Source organism: Novosphingobium clariflavum, assembly GCF_026420865.1.
In the GTDB taxonomy this organism is placed as follows: domain Bacteria; phylum Pseudomonadota; class Alphaproteobacteria; order Sphingomonadales; family Sphingomonadaceae; genus Novosphingobium; species Novosphingobium clariflavum.
Genome location: NZ_JAPCWC010000004.1, coordinates 216,564 through 233,639, shown reverse-complemented (window position 1 = coordinate 233,639; position 17,076 = coordinate 216,564). Strand labels below are relative to the sequence as shown.

Here is a 17,076-nt window from a genome sequence, read left to right as displayed (position 1 = left end):
TCTGGACGCGGGCGCAGGATTGGCGCGTGGATGGCGATCGTGGCGGCGCTCGGGCTTGGCCTCGGTGCGCTGCACGAAAGCCTGTCCGCCCGTCATGAGAAGGCGGAGCGCGGCGCGCCCACCGGCACCACCATCATCGTTCGCGTGATCGGACCCGTTCTGCTCTAGGCGGCATTTGTCCAAGCCGCCTGCGGCGTGGAATTTGTTCAAGCCGCCTGCGGCGTGGGTCAGGCTTGGCCTGGTGCCGCATGATTCGCCGTTTGCGAAGTTCCCATCACGCGCTCAGTGAAGCGTCACGCGGCGCCTGCGCCAGGCCAGCCGTTCCAGCGCTGCCACCACCACCCATGCCGCCGCCATGCACACGAACGGCATGACCGGATAGTGGAAGCGCGACTGGCCCGAGAACACCAGGCAGATCGCGGTCGGATAGAGCGCCAGCCCATAGGGCAGCAGCCACCAGCCCGCCCAGCGCATGCGGTCATGACGGCGGCGCAGGGTCATCACCACGAGGGCCAGCGCAAAGCCCAGCATCAGCAACCCGTAATAGCCCTGGTTGATCCAGCGCACCGCGCGGTAGACCCCCTCGGCCCCGGCATACCCCGGCGCGCCGCCCTGATAGGCCCATTCCGCCTCGCCATCGGGCAGCCAGAGCCGCGCCAGCTTGCGTGGGGCCAGCGCGAGGAACTTTTCGGGGTTCTGCCTGATCCAGGCCATGCCCAGCCGCCGTGCCTCGCCGTCGCGGGCAACCTCGTCGAGATCGCCGCGCGCCATGAGGCGGTCCACCACCGGCGCATCGGGGGAATAGTCGCCATTGGCGCGGTCGTGGTTGCCGGTCAGCAGGGTGTAGCCGCCATTGGTCGAGACCATGACCCAGTGCCCCAGCTCCACCCGGTTGCGCACCGTCCAGGGCGCGATCACCACGGCGGCGGCGGCCAGCACCACCAGAGCGTCGAGCACGAGGCCGGGCAGGCGCTTGCCCATCGGCTTCATCCGCAGCCAGTCGATCGCGAAAAGCAGCGGCACCACCACCAGCGTCTGCGCCTTGACCAGCGTGGCGAGGCCGAACACCAGCCCGGCGCCGACCAGCTGCCAGCGGTTCTCCCGCACGATCACCGCCCAGCACCCCGCCATCAGCAGCAGCGTGTAGAACACCTCGGTCAGCGCCAGCGGCACGTAGCCGATGGCATTGGGATAGACCGCGAGCAGCAGCAGCGCCAGCCGCGCCGCCGCCTCGCTGGCGAACAGGCGGCGCCCCAGCGCCAGCGTCAGCCCGCCGATCAGCAGCGAGGAGACGAGGTTGAACACGCCCAGCGTCACCGCCGAGGCACCGAACCGGCTGAACGCCAAACCCAGCACCGCCGGCCAGCCGACCGGCCAGAACGCGGTCGGCGCCCCGCCATTGTCGAGATACCCGCGCCCGGCGGCAAGGCTTGCCGCACGGGAAAAATACCACTCGGCATCCGAAGTCGGCACCAGGTCGATGAACAGCACCGCCACCCGCAGCGCGAAATAGAGCGCCCAGATCGCCAGCAGCACCGACCGCTCGGTGGCGAACCATTCGAGCCGCAGGGCCAGCCGGCCGGGACGTGTGGGAAAATCGAGAATCTGCGCGGACATGATGCTGCGGCATCCTGAGGGAGGTGCTTTAACATCGCCTTACGCGGTTCGGCGCGTCGGGGGCAACCACTGGAACAGGCCGGAGGTGGACCTTGCCCCGCCCACTCCGCTCATCCTGAGCTTGTCGAAGGACGGGACGTCTTGCGCTACGTCTCGGGGGCTTCGACAAGCTCAGCCTGAGCGGGGCGGAGAGGAGAGGAGAGGAGAGGAGAGGAGAGGAGAGGTTAATTCGAATGGGTCAGTACCCTGCCAACCACGGCTCCCGCTCCAGTGCAGCCAGGTCGCCCTGTGAAAGCAGCCACGCGCATCCGCCGTTCTTTCCCGTCCTGCCCCTTGCCCCCGCCGGCCCATGCCCCCAACTATCGCGCGCATGACCGAACTTCGTTTCCACGAGATGCCCGACGGGCGTCAGATCGCCCATCGTTTCACGCCCGGCCTCGGCCCGACGATCGTGTTCCTGCCCGGCTACATGTCCGACATGACCGGCAGCAAGGCTGCTGCCCTGTTCGACATGGCGGTGGCCAGCGGGCGCGCCTGCATGCTGCTCGACTATTCGGGCTGCGGCCAGAGCCCCGGCGCTTTCGAGGACGGCACCCTCAGCCGCTGGCGGGACGAGGTGATCGCGCTGATCGAGGCGGCGAACTTGCGCGACGTGCTGCTGGTCGGCTCGTCGATGGGCGGCTGGCTGATGCTGATGGTCGCCGAGAAGCTGGGCGACCGCGTGAAGGGCATGGTCGGCGTGGCCGCCGCGCCGGACTTCACCGAATGGGGCATCGCCCAGATGGACAAGAACGTGCTCGCCGATGGCGAGACGATCTGGGAAGACAATCCCTACGGCCCCGAACCCACCCCCACCCACCCCGGTTTCTGGGCCGACGGGCAGGCCAACCTCATGCTGGACAAGGGCATTCCCTTCGACGGCCCGGTGCGCCTGCTGCACGGCCAGCGCGACGATGACGTGCCGTGGGAAATCGCGGTGCGGCTGGCGGAAAAGCTGCGTTCATCCGAGGTGCAGGTGACTCTCATCAAGGACGGCGACCACCGCCTCTCGCGCGATGCCGACATCCACCTGCTCCTGCGCAGCGTGGCCGAGCTGGTCCTCGCCCGCACCCCGGCGGCCTGACCCGGAGACCATCCCCCCATGCCCCTGCTGCTTCCCCTCCTCCTGATGCAAGCCAATGTCGATGCGGCGGGCATCGCCAGCCCTTACGCCTCGCAGCTCCCCAAGGAGATCGTCGAGAAGAAGATGGAGGAGGAGCGCAAGCGCCGTGCCGAGCAGGCGGCGCAGGCCGCAGGGCCCGCCATCCCCGAATCGAACACCGGCTGCATGCTGGCGGTCGAATCCGATCCCGCCGGTTCCGCCGAGATCGCCCGCAAGGCCATGGCCGAGGCGCAGGGCCGCGCCCGCGTGCGCGCCGGGCTCTGCCTGGGCGCCGCGCTCTCCCAGCTTGACCGCTGGGGCGAGGCGCGCACCGCCTTTGTCCAGGCGCGCGACGCCGCCGATCTCGAAGACCATCCCAGCCGCGCGCGCCTCGGCGCGATGGCGGGCAGCGCGGCGCTGGCCGACGGCAAGCCGGGCGATGCGCTCTCGCTGCTCGCCCCTGCCGCGGCCGATGCCCGCCAGACCGAGGACAAGGAACTGCTGGCCTCGATCGCGCTGGATCGCGCCCGCGCGCTGGTGGCGCTCAGCCAGCCGGACGAGGCGGGCAACGCGCTGGCCGAAGCCCGTGCCGCCGATCCCGCCAACGCCCAGGCCTGGCTGCTCTCCGCCACGCTCTCGCGCCGCCAGAACAAGCTGATCGAGGCGCAGACCCAGATCGAGCAGGCCGCGACGCTGGCCCCGCAGGATCCCGAAGTGGGCCTCGAAGCCGGTGTCATCGCGGTGCTCGCGGGCCGCAACGACGCGGCGCGGCGCAGCTGGGCCTCGGTCGTCGCCACCAGCCCGGACAGCCCGCAGGCGGCTACCGCCAAGGGCTACCTCACCCAACTCGGTTCCGACGCCAAGGCGCCCCCCGCAAAGGCCCGATGATGCTCCCACTCTCCGTTCTCGATCTCGTTCCCGTCCGCGAAGGCGGTACTGTCTCGCAGGCGCTGGCGATCTCCGCCCGCACCGCGCAAGTCGCCGAAAAGGCCGGCTACAAACGCTTCTGGGTGGCCGAACACCACGGCATGGACGGGATCGCGGGCGGTGCCACATCGGTCGTGCTCGCCCACATCGGCGCGGCGACCGAGAGCATCCGCATCGGCGCGGGCGGCATCATGCTGCCCAACCACACCCCTTACGTGATCGCCGAGCAGTTCGGCACGCTGGCAGCGCTGTTCCCCGGCCGCGTCGACCTTGGCCTGGGCCGCGCCGCAGGGGCCGATGGCCGCCTCGCCAATGCGCTGCGCAAGGACATCGTCGGCGCCTCGCAGCACTTCCCGCAGGACGTGGCGGAACTGCAGGCCCGCTTTGCCGGACAGGCGGTGGGCGGGGTCTCCTCGCCGCAGGCGGTCGGCGCCGATGTCGAGATGTGGATCCTGGGCTCCAGCACCTTCGGCGCGCAGCTCGCCGCGATGCTGGGCCTGCCCTACGCCTTCGCCTCGCACTTCGCTCCCGCCATGCTCGACGAAGCCGCCCGCATCTACCGCGAACGCTTCCAGCCCGGCAAAGTGCTCGACAAGCCGCACTTCATGGTCGCCATCAACGTCTACGCCGCCGACAGCGACGAGGAAGCCCACTACCTCGCCTCCTCCACCGACCAGAGCTTCGTCGCGCTGCGCACCGGCACCCCCGGCAAGATGCCGCCGCCGATCCGCGACTACCGCGAAAGCCTGCCCGGCTCGGCCCGCGCGATGCTGGCACAAGTCCGCTCGGTCAGCGCGATTGGCACCCCGGCCAAAGTGCGCGACGAAATCCTCGCCTTCCAGGCGCGCACGCAGGCGGACGAGCTGATCGTCTCCGGCGCGATGTTCGATCCCGATGCGCAAGTGCGCTCGCTGGAACTGGCGATGGGGGCCATGGAAGGCATCAAGGCCTGAAGAAGAAGGCCTGAAGAAGAAGGATTAAGCAGGGGAGCATAGCCCCCCTGCACCCCCATTACCGTCTAGGTCGCGCGGACCAGTTGCGTTGCGCACCCATGGCGGCGTCGGGAGACTTGTTGGCTGCGCCGCATGGAGCGCACTATGGATAGGCTGGGCGCAACGAAGACATTATGCGGGTCTGGGGGATCTCCTGAGTTTATCGAAGGGCCCCAGGACTTCCCTTGTCTTCCTTCAACCTCTCCAAAGCCCACAAGGCTGCATCCGCCACCCCTTCATCCTCATCCGAACACAGCGCCTCAACCAGCGGCAGCAGCTCCGCCCGCCCGCTGTTCCCCGCGGCATAGAGACAGTTCCGCACGAAGCGGTTCCGCCCGATCCGCTTGATCGGCGAGCCGGAGAACAGCTTGCGGAAGCCCGCGTCGTCCAGCGTGAGCAGATCGCCGAGCTGCGGCGCGGTCAGTTCGGCGCGGGGGAGGAAGGCCTTGATGGTGTGCGCGGTCTCGGCAAACTTGTTCCACGGGCAGACCGCAAGGCAGTCGTCGCAGCCGTAGATGCGATTGCCCAGCGCCTCGCGGAATTCCTCCGGCACCGGCCCCTTGTGCTCGATGGTGAGGTAGCTGACGCAGCGCCGCGCATCGAGGCGGTAGGGCGCCGGGAAGGCGGCGGTGGGGCAGGCATCCTGGCAGGCGCGGCACGATCCGCAGCGGTCGCGCGCCGGTGTGGAGAGCGGCAGTTCCAGCGTCGTGTAGATTTCGCCGAGGAACAGCCAGGAGCCATGCTCGCGGCTGACCACATTGGTGTGCTTGCCCTGCCAGCCGAGCCCGGCGGCGGCGGCGAGGGGCTTTTCCATGACCGGGGCGGTATCGGTGAAGACCTTGACCCCGGCCTCGCCCAGACCGTGCCTGCGCGCTTCCTCGACCAGCCAGCGGGCGAGGTGCTTGAGCGCCTTCTTCACCACGTCGTGATAGTCGGCGCCCTGCGAATAGACCGAGATGCGGCCCACATCGGGCACTTCGGCAAGCTGCAGCGGGTCGCACGCCGGGGCATAGCTCATGCCCAGCGCAATGACGCGGCGGGCCTCGGGCCAGAGCCCCTGCGGCGAGCGGCGATGGTGGGCGCGATCGGCCATCCATTCCATCGACCCGTACATGCCCGCCTCCAGCCACGAATCGAGCCGGGCGGCGCGGTCGGGATCCTCTTCGGCGGACGCGATTCCGAAGGCGCAGAAGCCCAATGCGCGGGCCTGCGCTTCCAGATTCTTTGTCAGTTCACTTAGAGGGTTGTTAACCAAGCTTGCGGATGCTCCGGTTCACGGGATGGGGGTAGACGGCCTTGATGAACATCGCACTAGGAGATTGGCCGGTGGCCAGCAATGCGGGAGCCGATCCGGCGCACGTCGATCCGCGCCCCCTTGCGATCGAGGCGAGCGGGCTGGTCAAGCGCTTCGACGGGTTCACGGCCGTCGACGGCGTCGACCTGCGGGTGCCGGTTGGCGCGGTCTACGGAATACTCGGGCCCAACGGCGCGGGCAAGACGACGACGCTGCGCATGCTCCTCGGCATCATCGACCCGGACGCGGGCTCGCGGCGCATCCTGGGGGCGGAGCGACCGCATGACGTGGCCCATGCCATCGGCTATCTGCCCGAGGAGCGCGGGCTCTACCCGGCGATGAAGGCCACCGAGGCGATCGCCTTTCTGGGCGCGCTGCGCGGATTGCCGCTGAAGGAAGGGCGCCGCCGCGCGCACGAACTGCTCGAACGCCACGGCCTCGGCTATGCGGCGGAGCGGCAGATCCGGCAGCTTTCCAAGGGCATGGCGCAGCAGGTGCAGATCCTGGGCACGCTCGTGCACCGTCCGAAGCTGGTGATCTTCGATGAGCCGTTTTCCGGGCTCGACGCGCTCAACCAGGGCAAGCTGGAGCGGATGATGCGCGGCCTTGCCGAAGACGGGACAACGGTGATCTTCTCCACCCACGTCATCGCCCATGCCGAGCGCCTGTGCGACGATGTGGCGATCATCGCCGGCGGCAGGGTGCCCTTCGCGGGGCCGGTCGATGTCGCCCGCGACCGGATTCGCCCGCAGGTGCGGCTGGAAACCCGTGCGCGCGAGGGGGCATGGCGGGCCGCGCTGCCTGCCGATGCCCGCAGCGAAGGCGCGTTCTGGACCTTCTCGCTGCCCGAGACCGGGGTCGAGCCGCTGCTGCGCGCGCTGATCGAGGGCGATGCGGGCATCCTCTCGCTCTCGATCGAGCGGGCCGGGCTGCACGATGCCTTTGTCGCCATCGCCGGTGCGGCGGCGGCGCGGGCGCTGGAGGAAACCCCGGAGCAGGAGCAGGGCCGATGAGCGAGCAGATCCGTACCGGCCGACTTTCGGTGCTGGCGGCGGCCTGGGTGGTGGCGCGGCGTGATTTCACGGCGATCCTGTTCAGCCGCAGCTTCTTCTTTTTCCTGCTGGGGCCGCTGTTCCCGGTGATCGTCGGCGCCCTGGCGGGCAGTGTCGGCGCGCGGGTGCAGGCGAGCGCGGAGCAGCCGCAGCTCGGGGTCGTCATGCGCGGGGCGGACATCGATGCGCTCCTCGCGGCGCGCGCGCGGCTGGCGCCGGTGGCGGGCGATGCCTTGCCGGGGCTGGTGGTGCTGCGGCGGCTCGGCCATAACGAAACGGTCGATACCGCGCGCGAACTGGCGGCCAGGAAGGGCAATGTCGCCGCCGTGCTCTCGGGCAACCTGGCGATGCCGGTGCTGACCGGGCCGGAAGGCCTGATCCGCGACTGGCGCGGGTCGGTCTCGATGCTGGCGGCAGAGGCGCGCTCGGGCAAGCCGGAGGCCTATCCCGAAGTCGCCCTCAAGGCCGCCGCCACCAGCGCCGCCAGCGAGCGGCGCGGACGGCTGACCACCGCGCAGAGCGCGCAGACGATGCTGTTCCTGCTGACGATGATGCTGGCGGGCATGGTGCTGTCCAACCTCGTCGAGGAAAAGGGCAACAAGATCATCGAAGTGCTGGCCGCCGCGATCCCGATGGATTCGGTGTTCTTCGGCAAGCTCTTTGCCATGCTGGGAGTCTCGCTGGTCGGCATCGCCACCTGGACCGGGGCGGCGGGACTGCTCTATCTGGCGCATGGGCCGCTGTTCCAGGCCTTGCCGGAACCGGCGGTCGGCTGGCCGCTGCTGGTGGCGCTGGGCGTGGTCTATTTCGCCATGGCCTATCTCCTGCTGGGATCGGTGTTCCTCTCGATCGGCTCGATGGCCTCGACGGTGCGCGAGGTGCAGACGCTGTCGATGCCGGTGACGATGCTGCAGCTGATGGTGTTCTTCTTCGCCAGCTTCGCGATGACCCAGCCCGGCGGCCTGATGGAACGGGCGGCGATGCTGTTCCCGTTCAGCTCGCCCTTCGCGATGCTGGCGCGCGCCGCGCAGGACCCGGCGCTGATGCCGCATGTGCTGGCGATCGGCTGGCAGGCGCTCTGGGTGCTGATCCTGGTGCGCATCGGCGCGCGGCTGTTCCGCACGCGGGTGATGAAGTCGGGCCCGGCGCGCCGGCGCAAGCGGCGCTGGGGGCGCAGGCGTGTAACCGGACAGCTGGCCGAAGCGAACTGATAGCATCCACACCGTTTGGTGGATGTTTCGGGAGATGGGCGCGATGATGCTGCGGTCTACTCGCCGTCAGATGCTCGGCTGGCTGGGAGCGGGGGCGGCGCTGCCGGTGCTTTCGGCCTGCGGCAGCGCGGCGGAGGCAAAGGACTATCCGGTGCGCTTCAGCACCGCCGAATGGCGGCGGCGGCTGACTCCGGCGCAGTTCCACGTGCTGCGCGAGCAGGGGACCGAACGCGCGTTCTCCTCGCCGCTCAATGCCGAGCACCGCAAGGGCACGTTCCTCTGCGCGGCGGACGTCAATCCGCTGTTTTCCTCGGCCACCAAGTACGGCAGCCATACCGGCTGGCCCAGTTTCTGGAAGCCGCTGCCCGGCGGGATCGAGACCGCGACGGACTACGCGATCGGCGTGCCGCGCACCGAAGTCCACTGCGCGCGCTGCGGCGGGCACCTTGGCCATGTCTTCGACGACGGCCCGCCGCCGACCGGCAGGCGCTACTGCATGAACGGCGCGGCGATGACGTTCCGGGCCGGGTGAGCGCGGGTCACTCGCCCGCCAGCGGGGCGAGCGGATGCTGGATGCGATAAGTGCGCAAGGCGAGCTGTTCGAGGCTCAGCAACTGGTCGAAGACCAGTCCATAGGCAGGATGCTGGCGCCAGCACACGGTGGCGTCGAAATGCGGCAGTTCGCGGGCGCTGAAGCGCAGCTTCTGGCCGATGGCGAGCAGCTGTTCGGTTTCGATCCCGGCGCCTTGCCGGGACAGGTCCTGAATCATCGCGAAGTGTTCCTGGCCGCCAAAGGCGATCAGCGCGGGATGCTCGACCTTGAGGCGCACCGGGCGCTTGGGGAAAGGACCGGCCTCGGCGATGAAGCGCAGGAGGTCGACCGGGGCGGTGAAGCGGAAGCCCGCCTCGCCTTCCTGTTCCCAGACGGATTCGATCGGGAAGCTCTCCCCGGTGGTGATTTCCAGCGCAAAGCCGCTGCTGCCGGGCCGCAGCGGCGGCAGCGGATGGAACAGCCTCAGCTTGACCCCGCTTTCCGAGACGTCGCGCACGATGCACAGGTATTCGCAGCCGTCGGCCAGCAGCTTGGCTTGCCGCAGCAGCAGTGCAAACCGCGGCTGGACGCGCTGCTCCGGGGCGAAATCGCCGGAACCCGGGCTATCTGCCGGGGGCGGGCCATCATCCGGCTGGCGATCTGCGGAAATCATGTCGCGAGGCACCCTTTTTCTGCCCGGGCCGGAGATCCGGCTGGGGCGCAAACCAGCATCGCCGAACCGCCAGGGCCGGGAATCGGTATCAGAAGGAGCTAAGCGGTCGACCTCCTGCGTACCGGCAGGAACGTTACCGAAGCGTAAAGGGCGGCGGGAAGGGCCAGCACGGGAAGGGCCACTATGGGAAGGGCGGTATGGGGAGAACTGGTGCGGGCGGCGGGACTCGAACCCGCACGATCAAGGATCAGGGGATTTTAAGTCCCCGGCGTCTACCATTCCGCCACGCCCGCACAGCGCATCGTTCACGCACTCTGCCGCGCATGTGAGGGGCGATCTGACAGATTGAAGCGGCAGGGGCAACAGTGGCGAAGGGCTATCGTGAGGATAGCCCTTGGGAATCTGCGCGTGAAACGGACATCAATGGCTGGCGGCCCATTCCATGTCCCGCTCAGGTGCGTTTCAGGTGCCTCCAGGTGCCGTTCAGTCCACGTTGAGGCGCGCGCGCATTTCCTTGCCCGGCTTGAAGTAGGGCACCCGCTTTTCGGGCACTTCCACGCTTTCGCCGGTGCGCGGGTTGCGGCCCTTGCGGCTGTCGCGATGACGGGTCGAGAAGGCGCCGAAGCCGCGCAGTTCCACCCGGCCGCCATCGGCAAGGCGCTGGGCGATCTCGTCGAAGAAGGTATCGACCGCACGTTCGACGTCTTCCCCGCGCAGTTCGGGATTTTCCTTGGACAGGGCTTGCAGCAGTTCGGATCTGATCATTGCGCACCTTCCCTAGAGCCAGCGGGAGGAATTTCCGCCGGAAAAAATCCGCAGGCCACGCTCGAATCACAATATTTCGTGTGACTTGGGCAAGCTTGTTCGAGAAAATGCCATCACCGGCCATTTCGCGCAATGCTACGACAGGATGAGTCCGGATCGGCTCGCGACTCGGGGACATTGGCCGGGACGGCGCGGTGCGGGACGCGCTTTCGCCCATTTACAGCGCGGATTTGCCCGCTAACGTCGCGCTCTTTGCCGCTACGGGCGGCCGTGAAAGATGCACAAGAGGGCGCATGAAGGATATCGGAACCTGGAATGAGGGGGACTGGGTCGGCGCGATCGGCGCGGTCCTGCTGTTCGCCATTTTGGCCATCGGCGGCGTCATTGCCTCGCGCAAGAGCCAGGAAGTGGTCGGCCACCCGCGCGGCCTGTTCGTGCTGTTCTACACGGAGATGTGGGAACGCTTCTCGTACTACGGGATGCGCGCGCTGCTCATCCTCTATCTCACCAAACATTGGCTGTTTGATGACGGCAAGGCGAACCTGATCTACGGCGCCTATACCAGCCTCGTCTACATTACCCCGGTGCTCGGCGGCTATCTCGCCGACCGTTACCTCGGCCAGCGCAAGGCGGTGCTGTTCGGCGGCGTACTGCTGGCTTTCGGTCACGTGCTGATGGCGTTCGAGGGCACCGGCGGGCAGAGCGATCCCACGATCAACGTGTTCTGGCTGGCGCTCGCCTTCATCATCGTCGGCTCGGGTTTCCTCAAGGCGAACATCTCGGTGATCGTCGGCCAGCTCTACAAGCTCACCGACGAGCGCCGTGACGGTGCCTATTCGCTGTTCTACATGGGCATCAACACCGGCGCCGCGCTCGGCACGATCCTGGTCGGCTACCTCGGCGAGACGATCGGCTGGGGCTATGGCTTCGGCCTCGCCGGTATCGGCATGGTGCTGGGCCTCATCATCTTCATCATCGGCAAGCCGGCGCTCAACGGCAAGGGCGAGGCGCCGGGGCCGCTTTCGAAGAACCGCGAATGGACGCTCTATGCGCTGGGCACGGCTTCGGTAGTGGTGCTCTGGCTGCTGATCCAGTTCCAGGCGATCGTCGGCACGCTGCTGCTGATCTCGGCCGTGGCGCTGCTCGGCTACCTGCTGGTCGAAGCCTTCCGCATGCCCAAGGAACCGCGTGAACGCATCTTCGCGATCATCTTCCTGCTGGCCTTCCAGCCGATCTTCTGGGGTCTGTTCGAGCAGGCCGGCGGTTCGCTCTCGCTGTTCACCGACCGCTTCGTGGAGCGTGGCGGCGTGCCGACCTCGCTGTTCCAGGCGGTCAACCCGATCTTCATCGTCACTTTCGCACCGATCCTGGCGTGGCTGTGGCGTGCGCTTGGCCGCAAGCAGGTGGAACCATCGGCACCTGCCAAGTTCGGCTTCGGCCTCGTGCTGGTCGGCCTCGGCTTCGTGTCGCTGGTCTGGGGCGATGCGGTCGCCGGTCAGGGCGCCAAGGTCGGCGTGTTCTTCATCTTCCTGATCTACTGGTTCCACACGCTGGGCGAACTCTGCCTCTCGCCGGTGGGCCTCAGCGCGATGAACCGCCTTGCCCCCCGTCACCTTGCCAGCTTCATCATGGGCGCCTGGTTCTTCGCCACGGCCGGCGGCAACTTCGTGGCCGGCATGATCGGCCAGGCGACCGGCGGCGAGCATGGCGCGATGACGCGCGAGGGCACTGTCGCGATCTATGGCACCATCGGCTGGTGGGTCGTGGGGATCGGCGTCGCCGTCATCCTCGTCGCGCGGCTGGTGAAGCGCTGGATGCACGTGGACACGCTCAAGGACATCGAGCTGGAGGGATCCTCCGAGATCGGGCTCGAGGCGCAGGAAGCCGGCGCCCATCCAACGCTCAAGACCAACTGACACTTCCAACCCGGCCCGGAAACACCACGTTTCCGGGCCGGTTTCACAACAGGGGAAATCATCATGACCAGATCGCCGGGATTACGGCGTTGGGCGTCGCTGCTCGTGCTGGGCACCGCGCTCACCCTGAGCGCGAACAGCGCCGATGCGAAGAAAGAGGACAAGAAGCCGGCTCTGATCGCCGCCAATCCTTATCCGTCCACCTACAAGCCCTATCCGGGCACGCCCACGGCCCTTGTCGGCGCCACCGTCTATGACGGGCGCGGCGGCCGGATCGATAACGGGGTGGTGCTGTTCAAGGACGGCAAGCTGGTCGGCATTGGCGGCGCCGACATGGCGATCCCCGACGGTTTCACGAAGATCGACGCTGCCGGCAAGTTCGTGACCCCGGGGGTGATCGACATCCATTCGCACCTCGGCGTCTATCCCTCGCCCGGCGTCGACGCGCTGTCCGACGGCAACGAGATGACCAGCCCGACCACGCCCGACGTCTGGGCCGAGCATTCGGTCTGGCCGCAGGACCCCGGCTTCACCCGCGCGCTGGCCAATGGCGGCGTCACCACGCTGGAGATCCTCCCGGGTTCGGGCAACCTCATCGGCGGCCGTGCGGTGACGCTCAAGAACGTGCCCTCGATCACCGTGCAGGGCATGAAGTTCCCCGGCGCGCCCTATGCGCTCAAGATGGCCTGCGGCGAGAACCCCAAGCGGGTCTATGGCGGCAAGGGGCAGAAGCCCTCGACCCGCATGGGCAACTTCTCGGTCGACCGTCAGGCCTGGATCGATGCGCGCAAGTACATGGACGGCGACCATGCCGACCGCGATCTCGGCAAGGACACGCTGGAAGGCGTGCTGAAGGGCGAGATCCTTGTCCAGAACCACTGCTACCGCGCCGACGAGATGGCGCAGGTGATCGATATGTCCAAGGAGATGGGCTACAAGGTCACCGCCTTCCACCATGCGGTCGAAGCCTACAAGATCGCCGACCTGCTGCGCGAGAACGACATCTGCGCCGCCGTCTGGGCCGACTGGTACGGCTTCAAGATGGAAGCCTACGACGGCATTCCCGAGAATGCCGCGCTGCTGGCCAATGCCGGCACGTGCGTGGTGATCCACTCGGACGACGAGAACGGCATCCAGCGTCTCAACCAGGAAGCCGCCAAGGCGCAGGCCGACGGCCGCCGCATCGGCATCGACATCCCCGACGCCAAGGTGGTGAGCTGGTTCACCTACAACGCCGCCAAGGCCATGGGCATCGGCGACAGGACCGGCAGCCTCGAATCGGGCAAGATGACCGACGTGGTGCTGTGGAACGGCAATCCGCTCTCGGTCTACTCCCGCCCCGAGAAGGTCTGGGTGGACGGCGCCCTGCTGTTCGACGCGATGGACCCCAAGCGCCGCCCGGTCAGCGATTTCGAGTTGGGCCAGCCCGGTGAAGGAGACGTGAAATGAGCCGCCGCGCCATCCTCGCGGCCGCGCTCGCCGCTGCCGCCTTCTCGCCCGCTGCCTTTGCGCAGGACTTCGCGATCACCAACGCCACTGTCGCCACCGGTGACGGCTCCGCGCCGATCGCGAACGGCACTGTCGTCGTGCGCGGCGGTAAGGTCGTTGCCGCCGGTGCGGGCGTGGCCGTTCCTGCCGGTGTCCAGAGCATCGACGGCACTGGCAAGTGGGTGACCCCCGGCCTCTTCGCCGCCGTTACCGATCTTGGCCTGCTCGATGTCGAGGGCGTCAAGGACAGCAACGATAGCGAGGCGGACGAGAGTCCGTTCAATGCCGCGCTTGACGTCAGCCCGGCGGTCAATCCGGACAGCGAGCATATCGCCGTCAGCCGTGAAGGCGGCGTTACCCGCGCGACGGTCTCGCCTTACAACGGCCATTCGATCTTTGCGGGGCAGGGCGCGGTGATCGACCTTGGCGCCGATCCCGATGCGGTGACGAGAGCGAGGGCCTTCCAGTTCGTGCAACTGGGCGAGCAGGGCGCCAGGCTGGCTGGTGGCAGCCGCGTGGCCGCCCATGTCGCGCTGCGCAATGCCTTGCGCGAAGCACGCGAGCTGGCCGCTTCGCCCAATGCCGCGCGCAGCCCGGATGCGCTGCTGACCCGTGCCGACGCTGCGGCGCTGGCCCAGGTGATCGACGGCCGGCAGCCGCTCTACGTCGGCGTCGAACGCGCGTCCGACATCCGCAGCGTGCTGGCGCTCAAGACCGAGTTCCCGAGGCTCGACCTCGTGCTGGTCGGCGCGACCGAGGGGTGGCTGGTGGCGGGCGACATCGCTGCGGCCAAGGTGCCGGTGATCACGATGCCGCTGCGCGACCTGCCCTCTGCGTTCGAGGCGCTGGCGGCGACGCAGTTCAACGTCGGGCGCATGAAGAAGGCGGGCGTGAAGGTCGCCATCGGCATGTTCAATACCTCCAACCAGCCGCGCTATGCACCGCAGGAAGCGGGCAACCTCGTCGCTCTCGGCAAGTTGCCGGGCGCGGCCGGGCTGACCTGGGGCGAGGCCTTTGCCGCGATCACCTCGGTGCCTGCCGAGATCAGCGGCATGGGCGGCAGGAATGGCGGAGTTCGGGCCGGTGTTCTGGCGCCCGGCGCAGTGGGCGACGTGGTGATCTGGGACGGCGATCCGCTGGAACTGTCCTCGGCCCCGCTCGAAGTGTTCATCGACGGCGTCAAGCAGCCGCTCGACAACCACCAGAGCCGCCTGCGCCAGCGCTACAAGAGCCTCGATCGCACTTATCTGCCCAAGGCTTACGACTGGTAAGATGGACGTCCCCGGGCCGCGTGCTGCGGTCCGGGGGCTTCAAAGACCTTTGCTGGTCAGCCAGTCCAGCACGGCACCCTGTGCTGGCGGTGTGAACTGCAATTGATGGCCGTAAGTGTCGAACGGGATCAGGTGGCCATCGCGGGCTGCCCGCTCCAAAGCCTCCCCTTGCAGAAACGGGATCACCCGGTCATCCCGCGCGTGGAGTACCAGGACAGGGGCTTTCACCTCCGGCATGCTTCCGATGCTGTCGAACCGGTCGCGCATCAGCAGGCGCGCGGGGGCCCATGGCAATGCTGCAACTCCCGCATCCGGAAGGCTGGTGAAGGGGGATACCAGCACCAGGGCGGCGGGCGGTGTCTCGCTGGCCAGCCGGGTGGCGACTCCGGTGCCGAGCGATGCGCCCATAAAGACGAGCGAACGCGCGGGGATACCCCTCTCTGCGAGGAAAGCCAGCGCGGCATGTCCGTCCGCGATCAGGCCGGCTTCGGTGGGCTTTCCGGGATTGCCTGCATAACCGCGATAGTCGGCAAGCAGGAGGCCGTAGCCGGCTTCCTTCAGTGCCCGTGTGGCCACGGCGCCGCCGGGTAGGCTGTCACCGTTGCCGTGAAAGAACAGCACCGTGGGTTTGCCCTGCGGGGCGGGATGCCATGCGGCGGTGAGAGCAAGCCCGTCGCTTGTATGCAGCGCGGCTTTTTCGAATCCGCTCGGGATTTGTGAAGGGCCTTTGGGGGCGGGATAGAGGATCGCCCGCTGCATCACGAACAGCGCCAGCACGACGGCGGCGTAAAGGCCGAGGATCACCAACAGTGCCGCCAGCACGCGCTTGCTCCGGAGGTTTGCGCGCGCGCCTGCTGTCGTCACACCGCCAGCCGGTCGAGCACGTTATCGCGGCGGCTGTCTTTCAGCAGGAAAGCGGCAACCAGCGAAACCGCGCCGATGGCCGAGACGTACCAGTAGAACAGGCTCTCATGCCCCGCCGACTTGAACGCCAGCGCGACGTTCTCGGCGGTGCCGCCGAACAGCGCATTGCCGACGCCATAAGCAAGGCCGACGCCCAGCGCCCGCACGTGGGTCGGGAACATCTCGGCTTTGAACAACCCGCTGACCGAGGTGTAGAAGCTGTTGATGACCAGCCCAGCCAGGACCAGCAGGAAGGCGGGCCCCACGGCCTTGGCACCCGCCAGCGCGGTGAAGATCGGCACCGTGCAAACGGTCGCCAGTGCGGCGAAGATCAGGATGTTGTTGCGCCGGCCGATCCGGTCGGAGAGCAGGCCCATCAGCGGTTGCAGCACCATGAACAGCGCCAGTTCGCCCAGCATCAGGCTGGTCGCGACTTCCTTGGAAAGCCCCACCGTCAGCACCAGATACTTCTGCATGTAGGTGGTGAAACCATAGAACGAGAGGCTGCCGCCCGCCGTCAGTGCGACCACGATCAGGAACGGGCGCGTCGCCACGCGGAACAGTTCGGCAAGGCTTCCGGCCTTTTCGCCGGCGCGGTCCTCGGCGCTGGAAGTCTCGTGCATGTGATGGCGGAACAGGACGATGGCGAGCGCGCCCACCGCGCCGATCACGAAGCCCACCCGCCAGCCCCATGCGGCCATCTCGGCCTCGGTCAGCACTTGCTGGAGCAGCACGATCACCACCGTCGCGCAGAGCTGCCCGCCGACCAGCGTGACGTACTGGAACGAGGACCAGAAGCCCCGGCGCTTGCGCCCGGCGATCTCGCTGAGATACGTCGCGGCGGTGCCGTATTGCCCGCCGGTGGAGAAGCCCTGCACCATCCGGCCGATCAGCAGCAGGATCGGGGCAAGAATGCCCACTTGCGCGAAAGTCGGCAGCACGGCGATCAAGAGCGCGCCGCCGCCCATCATCATGACCGAGAGCACCATGGCGCTCTGCCGGCCGTGGCGATCGGCATAACGACCGAAGAACCAGCCGCCGATCGGGCGCAGCAGGAAACCCACTGCGAAGATCGCGCTGGTTGCCATCAACTGGACCAGCGGATCGCTTTTCGGGAAAAACGCGGGCGAGAAATACAGCGCGGTGAAGGCGTAGATGTAGAAGTCGTACCACTCGATGAGGTTGCCCGCCGATCCCGCCAGGATCGCGCGCAGCCGCATCGCGTCGCTGATGCCCGAACCGGAGGCAGAACCGGTTATGAAACCGGTGTCCGGCGCTGCCGCCGGAGGGACGA

General features: G+C 67.7%; 16 protein-coding genes and 1 tRNA gene. 10 read left to right on the top strand and 7 right to left on the bottom strand.

Going from position 1 to position 17,076, the window contains the following annotated elements:
- The first annotated feature begins 30 nt into the window (after nt 1-30).
- Nucleotides 31-168, top strand: coding sequence for a hypothetical protein (locus OKA11_RS07215; RefSeq protein ID WP_267219531.1), 138 nt, complete (start codon nt 31-33; stop codon nt 166-168).
- A gap of 114 nt (nt 169-282) precedes the next feature.
- On the opposite strand, the gene OKA11_RS07210 is transcribed toward OKA11_RS07215, so the two are convergent.
- Nucleotides 283-1,617 (bottom strand): glycosyl transferase, encoded by a 1,335-nt coding sequence (locus OKA11_RS07210; protein WP_267219530.1) that lies wholly within the window; start codon nt 1,615-1,617, stop codon nt 283-285.
- 370 nt (nt 1,618-1,987) lie between these two features.
- On the opposite strand from OKA11_RS07210, the gene OKA11_RS07205 reads away from it, so the two are divergent.
- Genes OKA11_RS07205 through OKA11_RS07195 form a run of 3 tightly spaced genes read left to right on the top strand, consistent with a single transcriptional unit; the run spans nt 1,988 to nt 4,638 of the window.
- Nucleotides 1,988-2,740: an alpha/beta fold hydrolase gene (locus OKA11_RS07205; RefSeq protein ID WP_267219529.1), complete on the top strand. Its 753-nt coding sequence runs from the start codon at nt 1,988-1,990 to the stop codon at nt 2,738-2,740.
- Nucleotides 2,741-2,758: 18 nt separating this feature from the next.
- Nucleotides 2,759-3,646: a tetratricopeptide repeat protein gene (locus OKA11_RS07200; protein WP_267219528.1), complete on the top strand. Its 888-nt coding sequence runs from the start codon at nt 2,759-2,761 to the stop codon at nt 3,644-3,646.
- Entirely contained in the window at nt 3,646-4,638 is a 993-nt protein-coding gene (locus OKA11_RS07195; RefSeq protein ID WP_267219726.1) for an LLM class flavin-dependent oxidoreductase, read from the top strand. The genes OKA11_RS07200 and OKA11_RS07195 overlap by 1 nt, the downstream gene beginning before the upstream one ends.
- A gap of 199 nt (nt 4,639-4,837) precedes the next feature.
- Here OKA11_RS07195 and queG read toward each other — a convergent pair whose 3' ends face one another.
- Nucleotides 4,838-5,932, bottom strand: coding sequence for a tRNA epoxyqueuosine(34) reductase QueG (gene queG, locus OKA11_RS07190; RefSeq protein WP_267219527.1), 1,095 nt, complete (start codon nt 5,930-5,932; stop codon nt 4,838-4,840).
- 44 nt (nt 5,933-5,976) lie between these two features.
- Here queG and OKA11_RS07185 point away from each other — a divergent pair, with 44 nt between their 5' ends.
- The 3 genes from OKA11_RS07185 to msrB are packed head-to-tail and all read left to right on the top strand — an operon-like array spanning nt 5,977 to nt 8,766.
- Nucleotides 5,977-6,984, top strand: a complete 1,008-nt coding sequence (locus tag OKA11_RS07185; protein WP_267219526.1) for an ABC transporter ATP-binding protein — start codon at nt 5,977-5,979, stop codon at nt 6,982-6,984.
- The gene (locus OKA11_RS07180) at nt 6,981-8,234 is read left to right on the top strand and encodes an ABC transporter permease (protein WP_267219525.1); all 1,254 of its coding nucleotides are present in this window, start codon (nt 6,981-6,983) and stop codon (nt 8,232-8,234) included. Before OKA11_RS07185 ends, OKA11_RS07180 begins: the two co-directional genes overlap by 4 nt.
- Before the next feature lie 43 nt (nt 8,235-8,277).
- A complete protein-coding gene (gene msrB, locus OKA11_RS07175; RefSeq protein ID WP_267219524.1) occupies nt 8,278-8,766 on the top strand; it encodes a peptide-methionine (R)-S-oxide reductase MsrB in 489 nt (162 codons plus the stop codon).
- Nucleotides 8,767-8,773: 7 nt separating this feature from the next.
- Here the strand turns inward: msrB and OKA11_RS07170 are convergent, their stop codons facing one another.
- The 3 genes from OKA11_RS07170 to OKA11_RS07160 all read right to left on the bottom strand — a co-directional run bounded on the left by OKA11_RS07170 (nt 8,774) and on the right by OKA11_RS07160 (nt 10,204).
- Nucleotides 8,774-9,439, bottom strand: a complete 666-nt coding sequence (locus tag OKA11_RS07170) for a PilZ domain-containing protein (RefSeq protein ID WP_267219523.1) — start codon at nt 9,437-9,439, stop codon at nt 8,774-8,776.
- 208 nt (nt 9,440-9,647) lie between these two features.
- Nucleotides 9,648-9,732: transfer RNA gene (locus OKA11_RS07165), tRNA-Leu, on the bottom strand.
- 190 nt (nt 9,733-9,922) lie between these two features.
- Nucleotides 9,923-10,204, bottom strand: coding sequence for an integration host factor subunit beta (locus OKA11_RS07160; RefSeq protein ID WP_142636360.1), 282 nt, complete (start codon nt 10,202-10,204; stop codon nt 9,923-9,925).
- Nucleotides 10,205-10,497: 293 nt separating this feature from the next.
- Here OKA11_RS07160 and OKA11_RS07155 point away from each other — a divergent pair, with 293 nt between their 5' ends.
- From OKA11_RS07155 to OKA11_RS07145, 3 genes are all read left to right on the top strand, one after another.
- Nucleotides 10,498-12,120: a peptide MFS transporter gene (locus tag OKA11_RS07155; RefSeq protein ID WP_267219522.1), complete on the top strand. Its 1,623-nt coding sequence runs from the start codon at nt 10,498-10,500 to the stop codon at nt 12,118-12,120.
- Between the two features lie 63 nt (nt 12,121-12,183).
- Nucleotides 12,184-13,569, top strand: coding sequence for an amidohydrolase (locus OKA11_RS07150; protein WP_267219521.1), 1,386 nt, complete (start codon nt 12,184-12,186; stop codon nt 13,567-13,569).
- A complete protein-coding gene (locus OKA11_RS07145; RefSeq protein WP_267219520.1) occupies nt 13,566-14,879 on the top strand; it encodes an amidohydrolase family protein in 1,314 nt (437 codons plus the stop codon). Before OKA11_RS07150 ends, OKA11_RS07145 begins: the two co-directional genes overlap by 4 nt.
- A gap of 39 nt (nt 14,880-14,918) precedes the next feature.
- Here OKA11_RS07145 and OKA11_RS07140 read toward each other — a convergent pair whose 3' ends face one another.
- Entirely contained in the window at nt 14,919-15,701 is a 783-nt protein-coding gene (locus OKA11_RS07140) for an alpha/beta hydrolase (RefSeq protein ID WP_267219519.1), read from the bottom strand.
- Between the two features lie 38 nt (nt 15,702-15,739).
- On the bottom strand, nt 15,740-17,002 hold the full coding sequence (locus OKA11_RS07135; protein WP_267219725.1) for an MFS transporter: 1,263 nt from the start codon (nt 17,000-17,002) through the stop codon (nt 15,740-15,742).
- Between the last annotated feature and the right edge of the window lie 74 nt (nt 17,003-17,076).

Bases quoted from the DNA above. Each gene is read 5' to 3' on its own strand.
- OKA11_RS07145 (WP_267219520.1), top strand. From the start codon at position 13,566: ATGAGCCGCCGCGCCATCCTCGCGGCCGCGCTCGCCGCTGCCGCCTTC.
- OKA11_RS07210 (WP_267219530.1), bottom strand. From the start codon at position 1,617: ATGTCCGCGCAGATTCTCGATTTTCCCACACGTCCCGGCCGGCTGGCC.
- OKA11_RS07160 (WP_142636360.1), bottom strand. From the start codon at position 10,204: ATGATCAGATCCGAACTGCTGCAAGCCCTGTCCAAGGAAAATCCCGAA.
- OKA11_RS07215 (WP_267219531.1), top strand. From the start codon at position 31: ATGGCGATCGTGGCGGCGCTCGGGCTTGGCCTCGGTGCGCTGCACGAA.
- OKA11_RS07155 (WP_267219522.1), top strand. From the start codon at position 10,498: ATGAAGGATATCGGAACCTGGAATGAGGGGGACTGGGTCGGCGCGATC.
- OKA11_RS07205 (WP_267219529.1), top strand. From the start codon at position 1,988: ATGACCGAACTTCGTTTCCACGAGATGCCCGACGGGCGTCAGATCGCC.
- OKA11_RS07150 (WP_267219521.1), top strand. From the start codon at position 12,184: ATGACCAGATCGCCGGGATTACGGCGTTGGGCGTCGCTGCTCGTGCTG.
- msrB (WP_267219524.1), top strand. From the start codon at position 8,278: ATGATGCTGCGGTCTACTCGCCGTCAGATGCTCGGCTGGCTGGGAGCG.
- OKA11_RS07180 (WP_267219525.1), top strand. From the start codon at position 6,981: ATGAGCGAGCAGATCCGTACCGGCCGACTTTCGGTGCTGGCGGCGGCC.
- OKA11_RS07185 (WP_267219526.1), top strand. From the start codon at position 5,977: ATGAACATCGCACTAGGAGATTGGCCGGTGGCCAGCAATGCGGGAGCC.
- OKA11_RS07135 (WP_267219725.1), bottom strand. From the start codon at position 17,002: ATGCGGCTGCGCGCGATCCTGGCGGGATCGGCGGGCAACCTCATCGAG.
- OKA11_RS07200 (WP_267219528.1), top strand. From the start codon at position 2,759: ATGCCCCTGCTGCTTCCCCTCCTCCTGATGCAAGCCAATGTCGATGCG.
- OKA11_RS07195 (WP_267219726.1), top strand. From the start codon at position 3,646: ATGCTCCCACTCTCCGTTCTCGATCTCGTTCCCGTCCGCGAAGGCGGT.
- OKA11_RS07170 (WP_267219523.1), bottom strand. From the start codon at position 9,439: ATGATTTCCGCAGATCGCCAGCCGGATGATGGCCCGCCCCCGGCAGAT.